We start from the raw sequence: 22,430 nt of genomic DNA on the forward strand, positions 1-22,430 counted from the left end.
GGATAAATAATGCCAGAAAAATATGGAAAGCTTCCAGAAAGCCCTCAATCTTATTGGATAGACTCTGTAAAGTTGCCCACATTTCCACGTTTAGAAGAAGACATTAATGTTGATGTCGTTATTGTAGGTGGTGGTATAGCCGGGCTTACTTCTGCTTTTCTATTAGTTAACGAAGGTTTAAAGGTTGCTATAATCGAGGCAGACCATGTGCTCAATGGGACTACAGGGAATACAACTGCAAAAATCTCAGCTCAGCATGGTTTAATCTATGATGAATTTATCAGGAATATCGGTGAGAACAAGGCAAAGCTTTATTATGAAGCAAATGCAGAAGCACTGCATTTCATTGAAAATACAATAAGTGAGCATAACATTGATTGTGATTTCTCTAAACAGGATGCCTACGTTTATGCGGTCACTGAAGAATATGCAATGAAAGTAAAAAAAGAAGCTGAGGCTTATGAAAAGCTTGGCATCAAAGGCGAATTGGTGAATAGCATTCCGTTTAATATCGATATACAGAACGGGATTGTAATGAAAGACCAGGCACAATTTCATCCATTAAAGTACTTGGCACATCTTCTACAACACATTACAGAAAAAGGCGGCAAAATCTTTGAAAATACAACAGCTGTCAACATAGAGACAAAGGAACAGCCAAAGGTTTTAACCCGCGAGAATCATAGCATTACAGCTAAACATGTGCTTATTTGCACCCACTTCCCTTTTTATGAGGGCATGGGACTTTACTCAGCAAGAATGCATGCAAGTAGCTCATATGTACTTGCTACAAAAGTAAAGAACAAGTATCCGGGCGGTATGTATATTAGTGCTGAGATGCCATCACGTTCTCTTCGCTCAGCAACCATTAACGGCGAGGAATACGTGCTTGTTCTTGGTGAGGACCATAAAACGGGTCAAGGCGGAGACACACTAGAGCGCTACAAAGCATTAGAAGACTTTACGGAACATGCTCTCGGGCTTGAAAGTATCGCCTACCGTTGGACTGCTCAGGACTTAATAACACTAGATAAGTTGCCTTATATCGGTAACCTCACAAGCAATGATCCTAATATATTAATTGCCACAGGTTTTAGAAAGTGGGGAATGACGAACGGAACAGCTGCTGCCCTTCTATTCCGTGATGTCATTGTAAATAAAGGAAGTAAGTATCAGGACTTATATTCGCCATCACGGTTTTATGCAAATCCAAGCTTAAAAAACCTCTTAGCTCAAAATGTGAATGTTGCTGGGCAGTTTATGAAAGGGAAATTTGGCATAACTACTAAATCGATAGAAGACATAAAGAAAGATGAAGGCGGCGTTATCACGATCAACGGCAAACGAAAAGGCGCTTATAGAGATACAGAAGGAAAATTGCATATTGTAGATACAACCTGTACTCACTTAGGATGCGAGGTTGAATGGAACAACGGCCAACGATCATGGGATTGCCCTTGCCATGGTTCCAGATTCACTTATACCGGCGAAGTAATTGAAGGGCCAGCTGAAAAACCATTGTCACGCGATGACCATACATTTTTTGATAACTTCACCTCGAAGGATTCAGGTTACTAAAAGAAAAAATCACAAAACTACGTGTTTTAACTCCATACGAAATTTGATAATTAAAAATGCAAGGGATAGCTGTTTGCTATCCTTTTTCTGTTTCATTATCGATATCCCTCAACACATTCTTTTGCCATGTATAAAATGAAATTGAAAAGGTGCTAACAAACAAAGTCAAAAAAGTAATCCCTAAAACTGTGGGAACAAATTTAAAAGCTTTGATAGCATTATTAGAAATTGACCATTCCATCGCACCAGGTGGCCTAGAAAAAAAACTCGCCAACCCTTCTCCATTAGCCCCTATTATGAGAAATAAAAAACCTAATAATAAAAATCCAACTGGTATACCATATAATGCAATAATCTTATCTTTCACTTTACACCTCCTTATGTTCATGAATCTATTTGTTAATTATTGTAACCTTCTATTAAGCTTATATAAAGTTAGTATAGCTAACTATTTCAACTATTTTCTCTCTCCTCTTTTCTGAAAATATTTCGCACAACTAAAGAAAGTGTTAGAATTATAGCAATGCTTAAAATTTAAGGAGGATTCACACAATGAAAGAAACAGTTATTGAGCGATTGATTCGCTATGCCAAAATTGATACACAATCAAACGAAGAAAGCACAACTACACCATCTACTGAAAAACAGTGGGATTTACTTCGTGTATTAGAAAGCGAATTAAAGGAAATCGGTATGGAAGAAGTATCAGTGGATGAGTTTGGCTACTTGTTTGCTACATTGCCTGCCAACACAGAAAAAGACATTCCCACAATTGGATTTTTAGCACATGTGGACACAGCGACAGATTATACAGGTACGAATGTGAATCCGCAACGTCATGACAACTATGATGGCGGTGATATTCAATTAAATGAAAAGGTTGTCCTTTCACCAAAAAATTCACCTGAGCTATCAAACTATGTTGGCCAAACATTAATTACAACAGACGGCACTACATTACTTGGTGCTGATGACAAAGCTGGTATTGTCGAAATCATGACAGCTATGGAATACCTCATTCAACATCCCGAAATCAAACATGGCAAGATCCGTGTCGGCTTTACACCTGACGAGGAAATTGGCCGTGGCCCGCATAAGTTTGACGTAGAACGCTTCAATGCAACTTACGCTTATACAATGGATGGCGGCCCATTAGGCGAGCTTCAATATGAAAGCTTCAATGCAGCAGGCGTCAAAGTTAAAACACGCGGTACAAGTGTACACCCAGGTTCAGCTAAAGATAAAATGGTCAACGCGATTACTATGGCGATTAAATTCCAAGAATTGATGCCAAAAGAGGCTGTTCCTGAAAAAACAGAGGATCGTGAAGGCTTTATTCATTTAATGCGATTTGATGGAGATGTAGAAAATACTACTCTTTCATATATTATTCGAGACCATGACCGCGAAGCATTTGAAACGAAGAAAGCTTCTATGAAAGACGCGGAGAAGAAAATCCAAGCAGAATACGGCGAAGAAGCTATTACCGTAGAAATGAATGATCAATACTACAATATGGCAGAAAAAATCTTGCCTGTAAAAGAGATTGTAGATATCGCAGAGAAAGCAATGAAAAACTTGGACATCAAGCCATTAATCTCCCCTGTCCGTGGTGGTACTGATGGTTCTCAGTTATCATACATGGGACTTCCAACACCTAATATCTTTGCAGGTGGAGAAAATATGCACGGTAAATTTGAATATGTATCTGCAGAAACTATGGTCAAAGCAACAAATGTCATTATCGAGATTGTCCAATTATTTGAACAAAAAGCATAATTGAAAAGAGGTGGAGAGATGAAAGAAATAGCACTTGGTATTTTGGCTTCTTTATTTTTTGCCGTGACCTTTATATTAAATCATTCGATGGAATTAGAAGGCGGGAGTTTTCTGTGGAGTTCGTCTTTGCGCTATTTCTTCATGCTCCCTTTTCTCTTGATCATCGTGTCTGCTCGCAAAGGCATGCCCGTTCTTACGAAAGAAATGAAAGCAAAGCCCTTACCATGGTTATGTTGGAGCTTTGTCGGCTTTGTTCTTTTTTATGCTCCGCTTACATTCGCCGCTGCATATGGGCCAGGGTGGCTTGTGTCCGGTACATGGCAGTTTACAATCATAGCAGGGGTCCTGCTTGCGCCATTCTTTGTGAATTATATTGACGGGCGTCCCATACGTCAAAAGGTCCCCGTCACTTCACTTCTTATCTCAAGCATTATCGTGATAGGCATTATTTTAATTCAAATACCTAGTAGTCAAAATGTCTCTACATCACAGTTATTGTTGAGCATACTCCCGGTTATCGTTGCGGCATTTGCTTATCCACTTGGCAACCGTAAGATGATGGATCTTTGCCAGGGAAGACTAGATACGTTCCAACGTGTGCTGGGAATGACGATCGCTTCTATGCCCGCTTGGATTGTGATGGCCGTCTATGCGTTATTTACAGTTGGCCTTCCATCTATGAGCCAGTTGATTCAGTCATTGATTGTCGGCATCAGCTCAGGGGTCATTGCGACTGTACTATTTTTTATTGCGACGGACCGCGTTCATCATGACCAAGGCAAGCTAGCGGCTGTCGAAGCTACTCAATCAACAGAGATTATATTCGTCATCATTGGAGAAATTTTGCTCTTAGGTATTCCGCTCCCCACCCCGCTTGCGCTGTTTGGGATAATCGCCATTATCATTGGTATGTCACTGCATAGCTACTATACGATGCTATTAAAGAAAAAAGAGACTATTCTAGTACAGGCCGCAAATGCTAAACATGAGCAAAAACCAAAATTAAGAGCGTAATAGACTCAAGCCCAAAGGAAACATGATTCCTTTGGGCTTTTTTATTGGTAAACATGACAATGTTTATAATAATCCACAAGTGGCAATTGAATATTGTTTAGTGACCATTCAAAAAAATTCTATGAATCCAGGTAAATGCCTACACACATTAAATGGAATCTTTCTAAAATAGAGAAGAATCCAGGCTTTACTTTTCATTAAATGTAGGGTACACTTTACACTATAAAATTTGCCTTAGGGAAACTTTATTTCTACAATAACAATTTTAAGTGAAGGGGAAAAATATGAGAAATAGAAAAACAAAAATGGCTTTCCCGACCGCCGATGATGTATTAAATGGCAAATCCCATGGCATCAAAAATATTTTGCCTTTTCTAGGGCCTGCTTTTATAGCGGCTGTCGCCTATATTGACCCAGGCAACTTCGCTACGAATATTACCGCAGGATCTGAATATGGCTATCTTCTTTTATGGGTCATTGCTTTTTCAAATCTAATGGCTGTCTTAATTCAATCTCTCTCAGCTAAATTAGGAATTGCTACAGGGAAAAACTTGCCGGAAATCGCACGGGAAAAATTTAAAAAATCTACTTCTATACTGTTATGGATTCAAGCTGAGCTTGTTATTATGGCTACTGACTTAGCAGAATTTATCGGGGCTGCGCTTGGCTTATATTTATTATTTGATATACCTATGTTGCCAGCTGCACTTATTACAGCTGTAGGTTCATTCGCTATCCTTGAATTACAACGACGCGGCGTAAGAGCTTTTGAAGCAGGTGTTTCAGCGATGGTCATGATGGTTGTATTGGCATTTGCCTTTCAAACATTCCTTGCCCATCCAAGTGGAGGAGCGTTAGCAGCAGGATTCATTCCTAAGTTTGACGGTGTTAATTCGATTCTTCTGGCTACCGGCATACTAGGTGCAACTGTTATGCCGCATGCCATTTATTTGCATTCGTCACTAACACAGCATCGCGTGGTTGGAAAAGATGATGAACAAAAACGAAAGATCTTTAAATTTGAATTCATTGATATTGTGATCGCTATGATTATTGCCGGGGCAATTAATATGAGCATGCTTATCATTGCAGCGGCCGTATTCCATACTAAAGGAATGAATGTTGAAGACTTGGATGTGGCCTTCAACTCGCTCCATGACATGCTTGGACCAACAGCTGCCATATCATTTGGCTTAGGTTTATTAATCGCAGGGCTCGCTAGCTCCTCCGTCGGTACACTCTCTGGAGACGTGGTAATGCAAGGCTTTATTAAGAAGCATATACCAATTTATCTAAGACGCTTTATTACGATGTTGCCGCCATTATTAATTATTGGGTTCGGCGCAAACGCCACCAAGGCTTTAGTATGGAGCCAGGTTATCTTGTCCTTTGGTATTGCATTCGCACTAATACCACTCATTAAGTTCACTAGTGATAAAAAAATAATGGGTGGCCTTGTAAATCATAAAATCACTACTTTTATCGGTTGGATCGTTGCAGCTATTGTCGTATTATTAAACCTTTATCTACTCTATGAAACATTCATGGGTGCATAATAATATGCAACGCACACACACTAACCTACAAAAGGTAGGTGTGAGCAATGAAAAAGGATTCGTTACCTGAAAACAAAAAAATATTTGTTGATCTTCCCTATAAAGATCGGCCAGACATGCTGGATTCCGAGAACATTAGTATCTATGATTTGCATGAAGATATGCAGACAGTTGATCCTATTCCAGCAGAATCACAAGCACTTGAGTTAAAAGAAGAAGAGCTTGATGACAAATACAATGGATCCTGGACATCCTGAGAATAGAAGAGCAAGCAGAGAATACTTCTCCGCTTGCTTTTTTTACTTTCTATAAACGACAATCCACTGACCGTCTCTTTGAAGCATATGTGTTCCAATAAATCCAGCGTTAATTAACCGCTGTTGTCCTAAAGTATCTGTCATCGCCGTTTCCTGTTCCTGAGTAAAGCTGGGAACATTTTCTTTTAGGTTTTTTAAAAAAATGTAGCGCAGTTTGCCACCGTACTTTTCCTTCAATCCAGCCACATGGAATCCCTGCGAGAATTTATCTTTTAAGCTAGGGATATTGAGAGGTTTGACTGTTGCACATACATAATCGTAAAGTCTTAAATCAATTTGATCCATAATAATAGACCCCATTTTCTTTTGTAGACCTAATCCACGATAACGAGGTGATACATTAGAAATTTCCTGATAAAGCACACGTGAAAGCTGTTCTTGTGGAATACCACAGTCTAGTCCTAAATGTTCCTCATCAACCTCCGGCAAAAGCACAGCACGAAAAGCGATTAATTCATCAGCAATAAAAATACCGATCATGAGGCCATTTCCGTTAAAAATGTGGATAATCTCTACTTCGCTTAGTGGTTGCAGAGAATCACGATCTGTTAACGCTCCAATTACTTCTTCTTGCAGTACCATGATTGCTGGCAAATGGTCTGCAGTTAAAATGCTTGCATGATACACATTCCCGCCAATCGTTCCTTTTGCAATATTATTCATTGCCCTCTTCCTTTCCATCAACACTACATGAAAATTGGCAGAGCTCTTTGATGATGCTTTCATCTACATCTACACCTAAACCGCTTTTTTCATTTAGGGAAATGAATGGCACGTCATAGTGCAGGTTACCGATATCCTTTGAAAACTTAAGCGGTCCTGTCAATTCCACGCTTTTAAATACTTTCTTCGAAAAAGCGACATGGAAGCCTGCCGCAGAACCGACCGAAGATTCAACCATGGAGCCAATTTGGCACTCAATCCCCGCCATTTCTGCCATATGGGCAAGCTTCATAGCTGGATAGATGCCTCCACATTTCATCAACTTGATATTCACTTTGTCTGCTGCACGTTTAGCTATAATTTCACGCATTTCTTTCATTCCATGCAAACCTTCATCAATCATCAAGGCAACATCGCTTTTTGCTTTTACCTCGACCATGGCATCTATATCATCTGCATCGACGGGTTGTTCAAGCCAATCTAAATTCATCTTGCGAAGTGCGCGTAATCCTTTAAGTGTTGTGGCCGCATTATGCCAGCCTTGGTTGACATCGACACGGATATCAATAGCATCGCCTACTCGCTCGCGAACCGCTTTAATGCGCTCTACATCCTTCATCACTTCCGTACCGACCTTCATTTTGAAGGAACGATATCCCATTTCTACGCGTTCTGCTGCTTCTTGTGCCATTTTCTCAGGCGAGCCGATACTCAAAACGTGAGTGATAGGAAACTTCTCATGATAGCGCCCACCAATAAGTTGATAAACAGGCACTTGCAGTTTTTTCCTGCAATATCAAAGCATGCAATATCAATGGCTGCTTTAGCAGCAGGTGCAAGATATACCGTCTTGTCCATAATGTCATGGATCTTTTCAAAGCAAAGCGGATCTTGGCCAATGACAGCCGGTGCTAATTGATGTTTCAACATCATATAGGCACCTTCCCATGTTTCACCTGTTACATGCTCATCTGGCACTGCTTCCCCGTAACCGACAATCCCTTCATCAGTTGTGATTTTAGTGATAATGGATGGCATTGTATCGTATGTATCATAGCTGATAACAAACGGCTCGATTAACGGTAAATGTATAGCATAAATATCTATCTTCGTGATTTTCATTTTTTTCTCCCTTTCCCTTTACATTTATTTGACTCCTTGATATATTGTCGTTAAACTGTCGCTAAATAGGCAAAAAGAAAGGAACCTGTACAATGCCCATTAAAATTGCTGTGATTTGTTCCTCTGCCTTTCGTGAAAGGTTAGAATCAATTGCTCAAGAAGTATCTAATATCCAATTAGAATTTTACATCTATCAGGCGCCAAATGAAACACCCAATCTAATGAAACAAGTTAAACCTTGTGATGCCTTATTGTTATCAGGCACTCTTCCCTACTTATATGCTAAACCATTGCTGCATGACTGGCCTATTCCCTGGACGTATTTAAAACAGGATGAAGCAGCTATTTCAACATCTCTTCTCTCTGTTCTGTCTAACTATAGGGTACCCATTTCTGATATTTCTATTGATGTCATGAATACAGAAGATGTCCGCCATGTGTTAAATGATATTCAATATTCTGGCGAACCGCCTTTTATACAGGAAATTGAGCTGGAATCATCATTTGAACAAATCAAGGAAGCACATCAACAATTATGGCATAAAGGAAAAGCAAAATTCATTATTACAAGTATACATCAAATATATGATGATCTAGTTTCAGCAGGTATACCAGCCATCCGTATGCAGGATCCAAACAGTACAATCATCCAACACTTGAAACAAACCAAGTCACTTTCCAAAATGCTGAAATCTGAATCAGCAAAAGCTGTAGTGGGCATTATGACATTCAAAGAGCAAGAAAAGGAAAATCAATTGCTCTTACAGCAAGTCACATCTACTATTCATGCTACATACCAAAAGATTGATGACTATCATTTCGAAGTATTTACAACGTATGGCCATCTTTACAATGCTCTTCAGTACAGCTTACTTGAACAGGCACTCCATTCAAGCTCAACTTCAGCAAAGCTTACCTTTGGCTATGGGACATCTATACGTGAAGCAAAGCAAAATGCTAGTCAAGCACTACAGTTTGCAGAGTATAATACCATACTAATCATGAATGAGGAGAAGGAACTTATTCAATATCCCCATCCTGAAATGATAAAGCTATCACTCAAGACAAAGGATCCTTATGTGCTACAAATGGCGAAAGAAACAAAGCTAAGTCCGCAAAACATTTCAAAAATCATGGCCTTCAGTACATCTAGGAAGTCCCTTCAATTTACAGCACAGGATTTAACGGATTACTTGCAGGTCACTCGAAGAACAACAGAAAGGATTTTAAAAAAGCTAGTGGACAATGGCTATGCTGTCATAGTGGGTGAAGAAATGCTATATCAGCAAGGGAGACCGCGTGCTGTTTATGAACTTAATTTTTCTACGTATTCCTAATAAGATAAGACCGGTTTGGCGCAATGTCAAACCGGTCTTTTTTATAAGTTAATGCTCTGAGGTTTTTTCTCTAAAACAGTTGCGAGTACCTTCGCCCCGTCGAATAGAGCTTTATGATTAAACGACATGTGCGGATGGTGTAAACCTGGTGCAAGGTCAGCACCAATACCAATCATGGTTGCCTTTAATTCTGGTTTTTTAATCGTATAAAAGTGGAAATCATCACTGCCAGGTGTAATGACATGTGGTGCCAAGTGTTCTGTGCCCAACGCTTCGACAATTGCTGCTTCCGCCATATCTGCAGCTTCGTTAGACACTTCTGCGCCTGGCGTGAAATCAATCCATTTCCAATTCAACGAAATGTTGAATTGCTTAGCTAAGCTAGCCAATCCATGCTCTAATTTTTTTTGGATTTCCTCCAGCACCGTATTCTTTTGTGCTCGAATATCCATTGAAAAACTTGCTGAACCAGGAATGATATTTATACTTCCGCCATCTGCTATCATTTTCGTCAGCTTTACAGAATGAGGTTCAAATGGCGATATGTAAATATTTTTTGCCATTTGATGAATTGCCATAATTACATCAATTGCATTATTTCCTTGATGTGGGCGAGCACCATGTGCATCAACACCTCTTATTTCGCCTTCTAAAAAGATTGCAGATCCATGGTGAATTGCAGGTGATGCCATACCTAATACTAATTCTTCGATTGGGCGCAAATGTACGCCGAAGAGATGTGATACATTGTCAACTGCTCCATGTTCATAAGCAGCAACCGCTCCGTTCCCCTGCTCTTCAGCAGGCTGGAAGATAAAACGTACTTTGTGCTGTAACGGGGCATCTTTTAGATGCAACAATGCACCGAGCACCATTGAGATATTGGCATCATGGCCGCAAGAGTGGTTTGCTCTCCATTCACCATCTACCTCTTGCCACAGTGCATCAATATCTGCACGCACTGCCACTACTTCGTCTCCTTCGCCTATCTCAGCTACAAGCCCAGGAATATCCTTAAATTCTCGGTAAGGGATATGTAATTCATCTAAAATACTACTAATTTTTTGGGTAGTTCCATGTTCCTTCCAACTCACCTCTGGATGTTTATGAAAGTAATGAAACCATTCTAAAATTTGTTCATCAATTGCCATTTATCCATCACCTCGTTTTTTCATCATACTGCATTAGCCAATGTTTTCAAAGTCATTATCCTTTTCGGATTAGATTACAAATAAAAAACAGCCATAGATTTGGCTGCGTAGGCATGGTGTGTTGATTATAATTCGCTGAAAAAACCTGCAGGAAACTGTGTTAGTTCTTCAAGAGGAATCATTTCTTCGTTTGTAGTACTTTCCATTGTCTCTTCCTTTTCTTCGTCTAATAAATACGTTTCAAATCTAGATGGATTCATCTGTACACTCCTTATTTTAGTTGAATTTTCTGATTTTTTATATCTTACAATAGATACAATTTATTATCAAGTATTTAAAATAAGAAAATGATAAAAAAGAGAACATAGCGCAAAATGCTATGTTCTCTTTCTTGATTGCTTCACTTCGGTTACTTGCATTCTCATATTTGAAAAGTTATTATCACCTATCAACATCATGATTTGCAGAATAGTAAAAGGTAATGATGTCTTTTTGCGATAGGCGACATACTTAGTTTCCCACTCGTTAATATAGGTCTCTTTAATGCGCTGGATGGCAGGAGAACTATAATAGCCCTCTCCTTCAACAACAATGCGCGTTGCGATTTTTTCACTTATACCAGCAAATCGTGAAATTCCTACATGCGAAAGAGGTGTCATCCCCACATTTATACGCTTAAATTCTTGTTGTTCACTTGCCAGAAAGATATTTAAAAATAAGTAATCTAAAATATGCTCAGGCAAAAAGTCTTTTTTAAAACGTATTAAGTCGATTGTAACTGTCTGCTCTTGGTCATAAAGCGGAATTAAATTTGCGAATGCTACAATTTCATGTTGATTTCTTTTTACAACAGCAATCGGCGTATATTGGAGATACGATTCATTGAAATAGCCTAGCGAAAAGCCTTTTTCTTTACGATTATTTAACCATTCATCTGATATCTGGCGAAGCTGCTTCAGTTCGTCCTCTGAATGAGGTGGAGGCCATATTTCAAAATGGCAGCCCTTCTTCTTAAAGGTGTCTTCTATCTTCCGCAACCCATTTGAGTCGGGTAATGGCATTTTTAAATCAATATACCCTTCATCCCCGAACTTAAAGAAAAGATAGCCAAAACCATGCAAGTAAGGAACGAATGAATCACTTACTTCATAGAAAATGGGCGTATAACCATACCGGTCAGCAAACGTGATAAATTCTTCAATCGCTTCTCTGAAATCTGCTTTCTCTCCAACTAAATCGCCCAGCACAACTAGTTTATTTGCGACTACCTGATAAGGAAAGAGAACCGTCTTTTTCGAATTCCAATAGACATACTTATCATGCAAGAAAATGAGATGCGATAACTCTTTTCCTCCATATTTATTCAAATGGATAAAGATTTCTTCTTCATATTCGCGCGAAGATATTTTTTTAAACTGCGTTAATTTGCGCAGTGACACTTCGCAGACTACTACAATAAGTACAACAATCAAACCCATAAAAGCACTTTTCCATAAATCGCTAGAATCTGTGATAAAAAAGGGTTGTAGCTTTTGCGGCATTGAATATTTTATCGTTGGATATGCGAATAATCCAATAACAATATAAAGCAGTAAAATAGCCAAAATAATGAAAGTATTTAATATGCTTCTACCCCACGTCACAATGTAGCTCTCTCGATAGAAGCGGCCCCGTGATAAAAACAAAAGCCCAGCTACAAACAACATAAATAAGGCCTGCTTATACTGGATACCTTTCACAATAAAAAGTGCTGAAGCGAATAGCAATACAAACACTGTCATGCGATATGAATTTTTGTCTTTATAAGAGATACCGTTTGATAATGCCAGCAGCACAAAGCCTGTCGCCACCGCCAATTGGTGAGAAATATTGACTATTGGAAAAGACATTAGCTCCTTTGCATAGCGAATGCTTTCTATAGCTCTCGGCGCTACAGAAGATACCAGCAAAATAAGGCCAGCTAGGAATACAAACGCTGTTGCAAGTATATGGCTGGTTTTTTCAAGGAAAAACCTTGGAATGGCATTAAAGCTCACATTGAACTTTCCCCACAGCTCTCGTACAAAGAGTAACAGCCCTGCCAAAAAAGGAATCACATAATAGCCTACTCGATAAAAGAGCAATAGGATTAGAATCGATTCTTCCGGTATTTGAAGAGCTTGGGCACCCCATATAAAAACCAAATCAAATGAACCTAGCCCACCAGGAATCATACTGACAATGCCGGCACATGACGCAACAACAAAGATAGGAATAACAGATTCAATACTGATTGGTATTTTTAAAAGATGAATAAGCACGACAATAAAAGTAAAAGCACCGAGCCACTCTAAGGTTGAAACGCAAACCAGTAATACGTCAGATAGTACGTGCTTTTTGGTTGTCTTCTTTGAAAGTAACTGTATGATAGCTTTAATAATGAGAAAAGGTAAATATAAACCAATTAAACCTGCTGCAAAAACGACGATTTTATGCTCTTTGAAAAGAGGAAAATCCCAGTAGAATAAAGGCAATATCCAAGTAAACAGGGAAAGGCCCGCCAAATAAAAGAGCGTGACCGAGGCAATCGTTTTAAAGAAAGAGGTGTTGTCTACTTCTTTCTTCTTGAAATAGTGCGTACGCAGTAAAACGCCGACTAACCCACCAAATCCTATTAAATTCGAAAATGAATTAATAATTAGTGACTCTTTCATTAATTTTCGTAACGATCTATTCAATTTTAGCTTTTTAACAATAAAGTAATCATAAAAGAACATAGGAAAAACGAGCACTAGAGATAACAAGGCAGTAAAAGCAACTGTTCGAATATCTAAATTTTCTATTTGAACAGCTATTTCATGGCGATCTACATTCCCTATAATTTTAGCGATCTCATGAATGGCAAAAACCATTAATAATATTGGCAAAACCACTTTAACCCATTGGAGAAGTTTAGTCTTATTAATTTTGATCTACACCCATCCGTTTTTTGATAACCCTATTGTAAACCATCTAAAAAAAAAACGCTCATAATGCGGGTTGCATTACGAACGTTTTCTTTAATTACCTATTGTTGAATTTGAATTACTAATTCAATACTTTTATTGTTACTGTACGTACGCCCCAGCTATTCGCTTGGCTATTGTTTGGCATTAATAGGTCAATTTTGTGTCCCTTAATTGCGCCACCTGTATCAGCTGCAATAGCTGTACCGTATCCTTCAACCCACACTTTTGAACCAAGCGGAATGACACTTGGGTCAACTGCAATTAGTTTCATATGTGGATTTGCTTTTACATTAACGCCTGTGGCAGTCACTCCAGAACAACCAGCACAATTAGGTGTATATGCTGTTGCTGTCACAGTCATTGTTTTACCTGATGATGGTTGTGTAGCTGGTTGTTGTTGGGCAGCAGGTTTTGCTGGAGCTGCTGCAACAGGGTTAGCTGCTTTTGGTTCTACTTGTTGTGTAGAGGCAGCTTCTACTTTTGCTTTGTCTCCAGTTAATGCAAGAGTTTGTCCCACATAAATAGTATCTCCGGCAAGTCCATTAATTGCTTTTAAATCTCCAACAGAAACACCTTTTTCAGTTGCGATTTTATATAATGTGTCGCCTTTTTTTATTTTATATGACTTTTCTTCATTCTTACCAGTATTTAATTTTTGTTTTGGAACAATAATATCAGAAGATAGATTGTTCAACTTTTTCAGATCCTTTACGGATACTTCTTCATCTTGTGAGATGCTCCAAAGTGTATCTCCTTTTTCCACTTTGTAACTAGCAGCTGACGCTTGAGTAGTTAAAGCTGCAGTTCCTAATGCGAATACACCTGCTAGTGCAATTAAATATTTTTTCATCGTTCAAAAACGACCTCCTTTGTACTAACACGAATAACTTTACCACGCCCATATGTCATAACTATTGCTAAAAGATGTTGGCGCTGTAACAATCGTGTTACATTCTTTGCCAATAATCTGACTATTTATACATGAACAATTTAATTTTTTTAAAATTATACGTCGAATAGTTGGCATGTATAGGATGAAAGATCATGGAAAAAAGAGGGTTAAAATACTGTTAATTCAACTTATAAAAATGAATGAACAGATAAAAACATAGAAAAAATATAAAATTTTATTTGAAATTGGGTTAAAATGAGGCAAAATTGATGAAAAGCGAAGCATTTTACGCTGAAATATTACAAAGAAAGTCGAAGAATACATCCTTTTATATTTAAGGCGAAGTATTAATTTCTATAAATATCCAATAAACTACCCTTTTTCTTTTAAAATACAAAAGAAAAAGGAGTGGTAACTACCACCCCTTCTTTACTCCCGCTCTTTTAAAATACTCGTCAGCTATCTATCTATAGAGCAATTAATGATGAAATGTCTAATGCATCATACTCTATTTAATCAAGTTATAGTGTTACTTCTTTTTGCATAGCCTTTAACTCAGCTAGTGTATAGAGTTCCCACAGATCTTTTTTATCTAGTTCATGCAGCAATATATTCAAATCATTTAAAATAACATTCCTCTTTTTAGGAAATGGCTTATCTGCTTTAGGTGCATGCTCCTCAAGCATATTTAACAACAATTCATCTGCTGATACTTGCAATATATTGCTCAGCTTCACAATCCAGCTTGCGGAAGGTACACTTTCGCCCATCTCCCAGCTTTTAATGCGGCTTGCAGATGTGCCGATTGCTTTTCCTAACGACAGCATGGAGTACCCATTATGAATACGCAATTCTTTTAATTTTTCTCCGAAGTCTTGTGGATTAAACATTTTTCTCTTCCCCTCTATTATGAAGTTTTCTTTTTAGATTAATCTTTATCTTTTACAAAAGTATCTGGCATTACGACTGCTACTACTTCTCCGTTTGCCACATGTTGGTCGCCTGCGTGAATTTGGGTTTTCACCTTGAACTTTTTCGGATGGATTTCTTCCACTTCTGAAATTGCCTTTAGGCTAATACCTTGTGGTGTGGGTTTTAAATAATCAACATGCAAAGAAGCTGTGACAAAACGAGGCGCTTCGACACCGTCACCCGGTTGATGGCCTTTTTTTCGATGCAACGCTAATGATGCCGAACCAGTGCCATGGCAGTCCACAAATGAAGCTAAAAAACCACCGTACACGAAGCCTGGTAAAGCTGTATACTTTTTATCTGGAAGAACCGAAGAAACCGTTTGGTCACCCTCCCAATATGTCTTTACATGAATTCCTTCATTATTATTACGTCCGCATCCATAGCACCAAGCAAAGTCATCTGGGTAATCATCTTGTATCGCTCTTTGATTTTCTTGATTCATTTCCACCCAACCCCTTTATATTTTTTAATTTTCTTACTATTTACAATTCGACATTAAAACAATATATCCTTTTCTTTTTCATGAATTTTATCTTTAAAAAGAAAATTTTTAATGTTTTTGACTAGTTGAATAAATAACACTCACATTTCAGTCATATGTATGTTAAAAAGCTCAAGTATCTCATGTGATACTTGAGCTATTCTGTTGGCGGCCTAACAATAGGCACAGTGATTTTTATAAATGTACCATCATTATCTTTGACCTCTAACTCACCATTCACAAACTCCACACGTTCTTTTAAACCGTTTAACCCATTACTTGTATTTCTCTTTACACCTTTCTTAATGCCAATTCCATTATCTTTTACAACCAGCTCAATCATATCTGAAGTTTGACTAATTGCGACTGAGCATTCTGTTGCTTGACTATGTCGCACAATATTATTTACTGCTTCCTTTAGACACATGCTCAACGAATTGCTTAACATCGTTGGTATAGTATCAAACTGAGGATTACCTTCAACTTTTAGTCTAATATCCGCAGCTTTTAAGATTTGCTGGACGTGTTGCATTTCCTCCTGCAATTTTACATTTTTCATGTTGGAGACCATTTCACGAACCTCTTTCAATGCAATAGAGGATGTTTGACGTATATCATTCAATTCTTGAATCGCCGCATTGGGATCCTTTTGCACTAAACGTACAGCCAAATCGCTTTTCAAACCAATCATAGATAGTTTTTGTCCTAGTGTATCATGCAGGTCTCTTGCAATCCGTTGCCTCTCTTCATATATACTCAACTCAGAAATCCTAGCATTAGCCGTCTGCAACGCACCTTGGAGCCTCTTGCTTTTACTTTCGCTATATAGATAGAAGGGACCCATTATTGCACTAAACAAGATAACGACAATAAGAGGAAGTTCTTGAATGAATACATCTGTTTCTATAAAGAAGCCGCCAATAACAGAGCCTACCGTCAATGCAATATGCAAACCATACATGATATAAAATCCAACGGTATGATGAATTTTGCCGATTGAAAAAGCCGTGAAGAATGCAAAATAGATATATCCAAATAAAACGGTCATCACCGCATTAATGGCCATGCCAAAAGCTATCCACAAATAAAGAAGCCCATTCGTCGCAGTATAGGCAAACCGAAAACAGATAAGATATAAAAGTAGAATAGCAATTGCAATAGAGCTTTCTAGCTTTTGTGATGTATCAAAAATCATATAGAATGGAATAAAACAAAGGCAGAGCCACGCCAATCCGCTAAGAATCGGATTTTTAGGGAAAACACTATACCACTTTGTCACAGTAACACTCCTTGTCTTAAATTCCTTCTATTATAACATTTACTCATATGGATTATTTCTTGGGCAATTATTTACCTTATAATGCATCTACTAAGCATTTACTTTTTCTGAATACGTTCAAGCAATTTTTGGGTATTAGACGATTGCTCGAATACTTTTTGTTGTTCTTCCCAATAAATAATATATTCTTCATCATTCGCATGGAATATAAAAGAATTCATTTCTTTGCTAACTTTATTATTATCTAAAAGATGAAGGATCTCCACTTTGTATAGTTCTTTGCCTTTTGCTTTATAAATAATAGTATAATCCGGTTTTTCAGCAAATTGATTTCGTTCTTCTTTTTTGAGGTTTTCAATATGGCTTAAAGGGTATTGCTCTTTGAATTGGTTTGCTTCAGACTTTGTGGTCCAAATGATTTTACCTTTGTTAAGATCTTTTACTTCTATTTCATTAACATATTGCTGTTTATTAATAATTTCATTGATGCGCTCCTTCTGTCCTTTTTCTTTATATGCTGTCCATCCGAAGAAGATCAGAATAACAGCAAGAAGGATCAGAGCGATTCTCATTAATCTCATATGTTTCACCTATTTTCATTAATCTCACATTATAGAAGTAGGATTGTTAGTAATTCTTCTATTGATTCATCTAGCAATCGATGAATCACCATAAAGCAGGTTTTGTCACCATGAGCCATAGCATTAAGGTTAATAGAATTACGTAGATCCATGTAGCTCTTTTTAGCTTACCAACAAATTGTTGTTGGTCATATTCTGGTGTATTAAACGTGCGCATTGTCGGCTTGAACGCTTTCGCTAGAAAAAAGAGCGATACAACCAAAAGTCCAATTGTAGTGGCTATAAATGGCGTTGCAATCGAATAACCACTACGCCAGAGCAAGTATATCCCTGATATGATTAAAACATGGCCCGCATGCTTAACGACACGAATGGCTATCTGGAACGTTGCTACATAGGTAGCCATTTCTTCATGTACTAGAGCAATCTTCATTTTCTTAAGCATAGGTAAAAGGACAAAGAATGGGCCGATTGATAATATTGCACTTAATACGTGGATAAAAACGCCAGTTGAATACAGCATATCTTCTGCTTCCTTTTCAATCTATTTATTACTTTTACCTTAATAGAAATTGACTAGACATGCAATCAACAAAAAGGTGAAACTTCTTTATTGTAATAGTTTTCAAATGAATAAATATGAGTTCATTCATAATGAAATATATGAATAACAGCGAATATGTAAATACAAAATAAAGATCTGTTTACGTTTCCGTAAATACCCGGATAACTTTTATTTTTCCGTCTATAATAAGGTCAAACAAAGTTTTTTCTCTGATGTGCTTTATTGCACTGATTGTAGTAAACCCTAATACCATTTTTATGTTCACATTTTTTCAGCAAGGCATATACTATTTTCAAGGAAGTGATTAATATAGGCATTCATAGATTTTTTACAAGTTTAACGGATTTAGAAAGAATTATTCGGTGTCCAGGACGTTTTAAGTTTGAAGAGCATAACGTGGCAGCACATTCCTGGAAAGTATCCCAATACGCCATGTTTTTCGGTACCCTAGAGGAAATGGAGGGGGCTACAGTTGATTGGAAGTCTCTTTATGAAAAAACGATTAACCATGACTTTGCGGAAGTCTTCATTGGTGATATTAAGACCCCTGTCAAACACGCATCACCAGAATTAAAACAGATGATTTCACATGTAGAAGAAAAAATGATGGAAAAATTCATCATTCACGAAATCCCTGAGGAATTCCAAGAAATATTCTTTGATCGCATGAAAGAAGGAAAAGATTCGACGCTTGAAGGACTATTGCTAGAATTTGCGGATAAGCTTGATCTCTTCTATGAAGCATTCTCTGAGTTAAAAAGAGGCAATACCGATAAGGAATTTGTCAGCATGTATGAGGAAGCATTAACAAAGTTACTGAAAATTCCTCTTCCTACATGTGTAAAATACTTTAAAAATGTCATTTTGGCAGACGTAGTTTCTGAGAAGACGCCGATCGATATTACTACGCTTACCCAACACGTTCTTTCTGAAGCTTAGGCCTGAATCATAGGCATATGCTTTTTTATTTTCTTGTATACAATGGAGAAAAAATAAGATTTATTTTCCCAAAAATTTCATAGTTGTTCTCTCTTGCAGATTCCCTTCAAGGGGAGTATTATATGAATACAAGCTGCGTTGTACGTAATAATATGAAGTTTTAACCTTTAAGCTGTAATAGGGAGTTTTAATTGAGTACGGACTGGTATGCCGCATCCACCTTGATGCGGACGAACATGAAATGCTCTGCGAACACCCACTTTGAGGAGTGGTGGTTTAAAACTTTCGATATTTAAAATTACGGCAAAGGCGGCTTATTAATTACTCAAGCTTTCTTTCTTGAATTCAAATTTAATTAGTAGTAATATATCAATACAAGCTACATTGTACGTAATAATATGAAGTTTTAACCTTTAAGCTGTAATAGGGAGTTTTAATTGAGTACGGACTGGTATACCGCATCCACCTTGATGCGGACGAACATGAAATGCTCTGCGAACACCCACTTTGAGGAGTGGTGGTTTAAAACTTTCGATATTTAAAATTACGGCAAAAGTGGCTTACCTATTGAATTTCCAGCATCCCTTTTATAAGGGATGCTTTTTTATTGGTTCTTTAATTATTATTACCTTTTTCTACAAAGAAATATATATCAAAGGAATTAGTCTAATGGTATAATTACACTTAATTCTTTTTAAAATAGGAAAAAGGAAATACATATAATGAGAGGAAAAAGAACATTAAAACTAACCTTATAACAGGCAGCTCTCAAATATTAAATGAGCAATTTGTATTGTTAGCGCTTGAAAAAAATTTAGCAATGGTGGAATTTAACCTGAATCGGGAAGTCATCTGGGCAAATGAAAACTTTGCAAACACACTGAATTATACAGCTAATGAAATGTTAAACATGAAACACGAACAATTTTGTACACATGAATTTTCAAGCAGCAAAGAATACATTGCATTATGGGAAAGTTTAAAGCAAGGTGTTCGATTCCAAGAAAAAATTGAACGTATTAATAAATATGGAAAAACTGTATGGCTTGAAGCTACCTATATTCCTGTCTTAAACAAGGCAGGTGAAATAGAAGGTATCTTAAAGATTGCAACTGATATTACAGAACGGGAAAATAAAACTATCTCTACCACCCGCCAATTAAAAGAGATTCCAACTAACTTAGTAAAAGCTGTTACGGAAAACACTGAATCCAAGATGGATGCTTTGCAATCACTAACTAAACAGACCCAATTAATAAGTGAAGTATCTCAATTAATGAGAAGCATAGCCACCAAAACAAACATATTGGCATTAAATGCGGCCATTGAAGCTGCACGTGCAGGAGACCAAGGAAAGGGTTTTAGTATTGTTGCAGAAGAGGTACGTAAGCTAGCGAATAATGTAGCAGAATTTATAAATCAAGTTAATATGAATGTGGATCATATTAGAATTGAAACAACACAGGTAAACAATATCACAAAAGATTTGCAACATATCATTCTAGATGCAGAGCTCCAATTTAAAAAAGTTTTAATAGAATTGGAAGCATTAAACAAGTAAATGAGCGCTCCACTATAGAGACATGATAACACGTTTATAAAGTCCGCCTAGGATTAACGAATACCTTATGCTTAAAAAGCGCAAAATAAAAACTCTTGGAAATTTTCCAAGAGTTTTTTTATTATGACCCCTACGGGATTCGAACCCGTGTTACCGCCGTGAAAGGGCGGTGTCTTAACCGCTTGACCAAGGGGCCTTCTATGGCTCCGAAGGCAGGACTCGAACCTGCGACCCTCTGATTAACAGTCAGATGCTGCTACCAACTGAGCTACTTCGGAATCATATAATGTAATGGTGGGCCTAAATGGACTCGAACCATCGACCTCACGCTTATCAGGCGTGCGCTCTAACCAGCTGAGCTATAGGCCCATATATGGTGGAGGGGGGCAGATTCGAACTGCCGAACCCGAAGGAGCGGATTTACAGTCCGCCGCGTTTAGCCTCTTCGCTACCCCTCCAAAAAATGCCGGCGAAAGGAGTCGAACCCTCGACCTACTGATTACAAGTCAGTTGCTCTACCAACTGAGCTACACCGGCGTATTGTTATGGTGGGTCGGGACAGAATCGAACTGCCGACACTTAGAGCTTCAATCTAATGCTCTACCAACTGAGCTACCGACCCATAACAAATAATTATTCATTTAAAAAGTGGCGGTCCGGACGGGACTCGAACCCGCGACCTCCTGCGTGACAGGCAGGCATTCTAACCAGCTGAACTACCGGACCATATAATTTTTTATTTTCTATGTATCAGTGAAAATTAAAAATGGAGGAGGAAGAGGGATTCGAACCCCCGCGCGGTTTGACCCGCCTGTCGGTTTTCAAGACCGATCCCTTCAGCCAGACTTGGGTATTCCTCCGATATTATATTGAAAATTGGTGGAGCCTAGCGGGATCGAACCGCTGACCTCCTGCGTGCAAGGCAGGCGCTCTCCCAGCTGAGCTAAGGCCCCAATATATATATAGCATAAATGGTCGGGAAGACAGGATTCGAACCTGCGACCCCTTGGTCCCAAACCAAGTGCTCTACCAAGCTGAGCTACTTCCCGGAAATGGTGCGCCCAGCAGAAGTCGAATCCACAACCTTCTGATCCGTAGTCAGACGCTCTATCCAGTTGAGCTATGGGCGCAAATCTATAATAAAAAAGTTTCAATAATTTTATAAGTGGAGCGGAAGACGGGGTTCGAACCCGCGACCCCCACCTTGGCAAGGTGATGTTCTACCACTGAACTACTTCCGCGCAAAAAACTAATGCGGGTGAAGGGAGTCGAACCCCCACGCCTTGCGGCGCTAGATCCTAAGTCTAGTGCGTCTGCCAATTCCGCCACACCCGCGTAATTTAAATGATGAGTCATGTAGGATTCGAACCTACGACCCTCTGATTAAAAGTCAGATGCTCTACCAACTGAGCTAATGACTCATTTAAAAAATGGTGGAGGATGACGGGATCGAACCGCCGACCCTCTGCTTGTAAGGCAGATGCTCTCCCAGCTGAGCTAATCCTCCATATTTAAGCCTAGCAACTTCCTACTCTCACAGGGGGAAGCCCCCAACTACCATCGGCGCTAAAGAGCTTAACTTCCGTGTTCGGCATGGGAACGGGTGTGACCTCTTTGCCATCATTACTAGACTTACGGCTTCCAATACACATC

19 protein-coding genes, 15 tRNA genes, 1 rRNA gene, 2 other RNA genes and 1 pseudogene are annotated in these 22,430 nt (G+C 38.4%); 10 read left to right on the forward strand and 28 right to left on the reverse strand.

Annotated features, from left to right (window positions below):
• Window positions 1–9: 9 nt before the first annotated feature.
• Window positions 10–1,578 (forward strand): FAD-dependent oxidoreductase, encoded by a 1,569-nt coding sequence (locus RCJ93_RS10220; protein ID WP_446738925.1) that lies wholly within the window; start codon window positions 10–12, stop codon window positions 1,576–1,578.
• 76 nt (window positions 1,579–1,654) lie between these two features.
• Here the strand turns inward: RCJ93_RS10220 and RCJ93_RS10225 are convergent, their stop codons facing one another.
• Window positions 1,655–1,945, reverse strand: coding sequence for a hypothetical protein (locus RCJ93_RS10225; RefSeq protein WP_150283355.1), 291 nt, complete (start codon window positions 1,943–1,945; stop codon window positions 1,655–1,657).
• Between the two features lie 185 nt (window positions 1,946–2,130).
• Between RCJ93_RS10225 and pepT the strand changes: the two genes are divergently transcribed.
• The 4 genes from pepT (at window position 2,131) to RCJ93_RS10245 (ending at window position 6,184) form a co-directional block, all read left to right on the forward strand.
• Window positions 2,131–3,357, forward strand: a complete 1,227-nt coding sequence (gene pepT, locus RCJ93_RS10230; protein WP_446738926.1) for a peptidase T — start codon at window positions 2,131–2,133, stop codon at window positions 3,355–3,357.
• Between the two features lie 18 nt (window positions 3,358–3,375).
• Complete coding sequence (locus RCJ93_RS10235) at window positions 3,376–4,371, forward strand: DMT family transporter (RefSeq protein WP_446738927.1); 996 nt, start codon at window positions 3,376–3,378, stop codon at window positions 4,369–4,371.
• Window positions 4,372–4,676: 305 nt separating this feature from the next.
• The gene (locus RCJ93_RS10240) at window positions 4,677–5,927 is read left to right on the forward strand and encodes an Nramp family divalent metal transporter (RefSeq protein WP_244946675.1); all 1,251 of its coding nucleotides are present in this window, start codon (window positions 4,677–4,679) and stop codon (window positions 5,925–5,927) included.
• Window positions 5,928–5,974: 47 nt separating this feature from the next.
• Window positions 5,975–6,184: a hypothetical protein gene (locus RCJ93_RS10245; RefSeq protein ID WP_066791465.1), complete on the forward strand. Its 210-nt coding sequence runs from the start codon at window positions 5,975–5,977 to the stop codon at window positions 6,182–6,184.
• Window positions 6,185–6,226: 42 nt separating this feature from the next.
• Here the strand turns inward: RCJ93_RS10245 and RCJ93_RS10250 are convergent, their stop codons facing one another.
• Both RCJ93_RS10250 and RCJ93_RS10255 read right to left on the reverse strand, forming a co-directional pair.
• Window positions 6,227–6,907 (reverse strand): GNAT family N-acetyltransferase, encoded by a 681-nt coding sequence (locus RCJ93_RS10250; RefSeq protein WP_446738928.1) that lies wholly within the window; start codon window positions 6,905–6,907, stop codon window positions 6,227–6,229.
• Window positions 6,900–8,029 (reverse strand): annotated as a pseudogene (locus RCJ93_RS10255) (mandelate racemase/muconate lactonizing enzyme family protein). The gene RCJ93_RS10250 and the pseudogene RCJ93_RS10255 overlap by 8 nt, the downstream one beginning before the upstream one ends.
• A gap of 92 nt (window positions 8,030–8,121) precedes the next feature.
• Here RCJ93_RS10255 and RCJ93_RS10260 point away from each other — a divergent pair.
• Window positions 8,122–9,366, forward strand: coding sequence for a hypothetical protein (locus RCJ93_RS10260; protein WP_446738929.1), 1,245 nt, complete (start codon window positions 8,122–8,124; stop codon window positions 9,364–9,366).
• A 41-nt stretch (window positions 9,367–9,407) separates the two neighbouring features.
• Here the strand turns inward: RCJ93_RS10260 and RCJ93_RS10265 are convergent, their stop codons facing one another.
• The 9 genes from RCJ93_RS10265 to RCJ93_RS10305 all read right to left on the reverse strand — a co-directional run bounded on the left by RCJ93_RS10265 (window position 9,408) and on the right by RCJ93_RS10305 (window position 18,235).
• Window positions 9,408–10,517: an amidohydrolase gene (locus RCJ93_RS10265; protein WP_446738930.1), complete on the reverse strand. Its 1,110-nt coding sequence runs from the start codon at window positions 10,515–10,517 to the stop codon at window positions 9,408–9,410.
• 125 nt (window positions 10,518–10,642) lie between these two features.
• Window positions 10,643–10,777 carry a hypothetical protein gene (locus RCJ93_RS10270; protein ID WP_255475973.1) on the reverse strand — a complete coding sequence of 45 codons (135 nt, stop codon included), beginning with the start codon at window positions 10,775–10,777 and terminating at the stop codon, window positions 10,643–10,645.
• 117 nt (window positions 10,778–10,894) lie between these two features.
• Window positions 10,895–13,429: a bifunctional lysylphosphatidylglycerol flippase/synthetase MprF gene (mprF, locus tag RCJ93_RS10275; protein WP_446738931.1), complete on the reverse strand. Its 2,535-nt coding sequence runs from the start codon at window positions 13,427–13,429 to the stop codon at window positions 10,895–10,897.
• A 154-nt stretch (window positions 13,430–13,583) separates the two neighbouring features.
• A complete protein-coding gene (locus RCJ93_RS10280) occupies window positions 13,584–14,354 on the reverse strand; it encodes a 3D domain-containing protein (protein ID WP_150283347.1) in 771 nt (256 codons plus the stop codon).
• Between the two features lie 563 nt (window positions 14,355–14,917).
• On the reverse strand, window positions 14,918–15,286 hold the full coding sequence (locus RCJ93_RS10285) for a helix-turn-helix domain-containing protein (protein ID WP_066791447.1): 369 nt from the start codon (window positions 15,284–15,286) through the stop codon (window positions 14,918–14,920).
• A gap of 38 nt (window positions 15,287–15,324) precedes the next feature.
• Window positions 15,325–15,813 carry a PaaI family thioesterase gene (locus RCJ93_RS10290; RefSeq protein WP_150283346.1) on the reverse strand — a complete coding sequence of 163 codons (489 nt, stop codon included), beginning with the start codon at window positions 15,811–15,813 and terminating at the stop codon, window positions 15,325–15,327.
• Window positions 15,814–16,009: 196 nt separating this feature from the next.
• Window positions 16,010–17,131: a histidine kinase gene (locus RCJ93_RS10295; protein WP_446738932.1), complete on the reverse strand. Its 1,122-nt coding sequence runs from the start codon at window positions 17,129–17,131 to the stop codon at window positions 16,010–16,012.
• 98 nt (window positions 17,132–17,229) lie between these two features.
• The gene (locus tag RCJ93_RS10300; protein WP_446738933.1) at window positions 17,230–17,712 is read right to left on the reverse strand and encodes a hypothetical protein; all 483 of its coding nucleotides are present in this window, start codon (window positions 17,710–17,712) and stop codon (window positions 17,230–17,232) included.
• A gap of 85 nt (window positions 17,713–17,797) precedes the next feature.
• Window positions 17,798–18,235 carry a hypothetical protein gene (locus RCJ93_RS10305; RefSeq protein WP_446738934.1) on the reverse strand — a complete coding sequence of 146 codons (438 nt, stop codon included), beginning with the start codon at window positions 18,233–18,235 and terminating at the stop codon, window positions 17,798–17,800.
• A 342-nt stretch (window positions 18,236–18,577) separates the two neighbouring features.
• On the opposite strand from RCJ93_RS10305, the gene RCJ93_RS10310 reads away from it, so the two are divergent.
• The 4 genes from RCJ93_RS10310 (at window position 18,578) to RCJ93_RS10325 (ending at window position 20,777) form a co-directional block, all read left to right on the forward strand.
• Window positions 18,578–19,216 carry a YfbR-like 5'-deoxynucleotidase gene (locus RCJ93_RS10310; RefSeq protein WP_190323343.1) on the forward strand — a complete coding sequence of 213 codons (639 nt, stop codon included), beginning with the start codon at window positions 18,578–18,580 and terminating at the stop codon, window positions 19,214–19,216.
• A gap of 127 nt (window positions 19,217–19,343) precedes the next feature.
• Window positions 19,344–19,536: non-coding RNA, 6S RNA (gene ssrS, locus RCJ93_RS10315), on the forward strand.
• Between the two features lie 59 nt (window positions 19,537–19,595).
• Window positions 19,596–19,775: non-coding RNA, 6S RNA (gene ssrS, locus RCJ93_RS10320), on the forward strand.
• A 234-nt stretch (window positions 19,776–20,009) separates the two neighbouring features.
• Window positions 20,010–20,777 carry a methyl-accepting chemotaxis protein gene (locus tag RCJ93_RS10325; protein ID WP_223823491.1) on the forward strand — a complete coding sequence of 256 codons (768 nt, stop codon included), beginning with the start codon at window positions 20,010–20,012 and terminating at the stop codon, window positions 20,775–20,777.
• Between the two features lie 124 nt (window positions 20,778–20,901).
• Here RCJ93_RS10325 and RCJ93_RS10330 read toward each other — a convergent pair.
• The 16 genes from RCJ93_RS10330 to rrf form a co-directional block, all read right to left on the reverse strand.
• Window positions 20,902–20,973, reverse strand: a tRNA-Glu gene (locus tag RCJ93_RS10330).
• A 5-nt stretch (window positions 20,974–20,978) separates the two neighbouring features.
• A tRNA-Asn gene (locus tag RCJ93_RS10335) sits at window positions 20,979–21,055 on the reverse strand.
• A gap of 14 nt (window positions 21,056–21,069) precedes the next feature.
• Window positions 21,070–21,146, reverse strand: a tRNA-Ile gene (locus RCJ93_RS10340).
• 5 nt (window positions 21,147–21,151) lie between these two features.
• Window positions 21,152–21,235, reverse strand: a tRNA-Tyr gene (locus RCJ93_RS10345).
• 6 nt (window positions 21,236–21,241) lie between these two features.
• Window positions 21,242–21,314 (reverse strand) — tRNA-Thr (locus RCJ93_RS10350).
• Window positions 21,315–21,323: 9 nt separating this feature from the next.
• A tRNA-Phe gene (locus tag RCJ93_RS10355) sits at window positions 21,324–21,399 on the reverse strand.
• A 27-nt stretch (window positions 21,400–21,426) separates the two neighbouring features.
• Window positions 21,427–21,503 (reverse strand) — tRNA-Asp (locus RCJ93_RS10360).
• Between the two features lie 41 nt (window positions 21,504–21,544).
• Window positions 21,545–21,637: transfer RNA gene (locus tag RCJ93_RS10365), tRNA-Ser, on the reverse strand.
• Window positions 21,638–21,654: 17 nt separating this feature from the next.
• A tRNA-Ala gene (locus tag RCJ93_RS10370) sits at window positions 21,655–21,730 on the reverse strand.
• Window positions 21,731–21,749: 19 nt separating this feature from the next.
• Window positions 21,750–21,826, reverse strand: a tRNA-Pro gene (locus tag RCJ93_RS10375).
• Between the two features lie 4 nt (window positions 21,827–21,830).
• Window positions 21,831–21,907, reverse strand: a tRNA-Arg gene (locus RCJ93_RS10380).
• A 36-nt stretch (window positions 21,908–21,943) separates the two neighbouring features.
• A tRNA-Gly gene (locus RCJ93_RS10385) sits at window positions 21,944–22,018 on the reverse strand.
• A 12-nt stretch (window positions 22,019–22,030) separates the two neighbouring features.
• A tRNA-Leu gene (locus RCJ93_RS10390) sits at window positions 22,031–22,112 on the reverse strand.
• A gap of 13 nt (window positions 22,113–22,125) precedes the next feature.
• Window positions 22,126–22,198 (reverse strand) — tRNA-Lys (locus RCJ93_RS10395).
• Between the two features lie 10 nt (window positions 22,199–22,208).
• Window positions 22,209–22,284, reverse strand: a tRNA-Val gene (locus RCJ93_RS10400).
• Window positions 22,285–22,292: 8 nt separating this feature from the next.
• Window positions 22,293–22,408: ribosomal RNA gene (rrf, locus tag RCJ93_RS10405) — 5S ribosomal RNA — on the reverse strand.
• Window positions 22,409–22,430: the final 22 nt, after the last annotated feature.

It is taken from the genome of Rummeliibacillus sp. BSL5 (assembly GCF_052928305.1).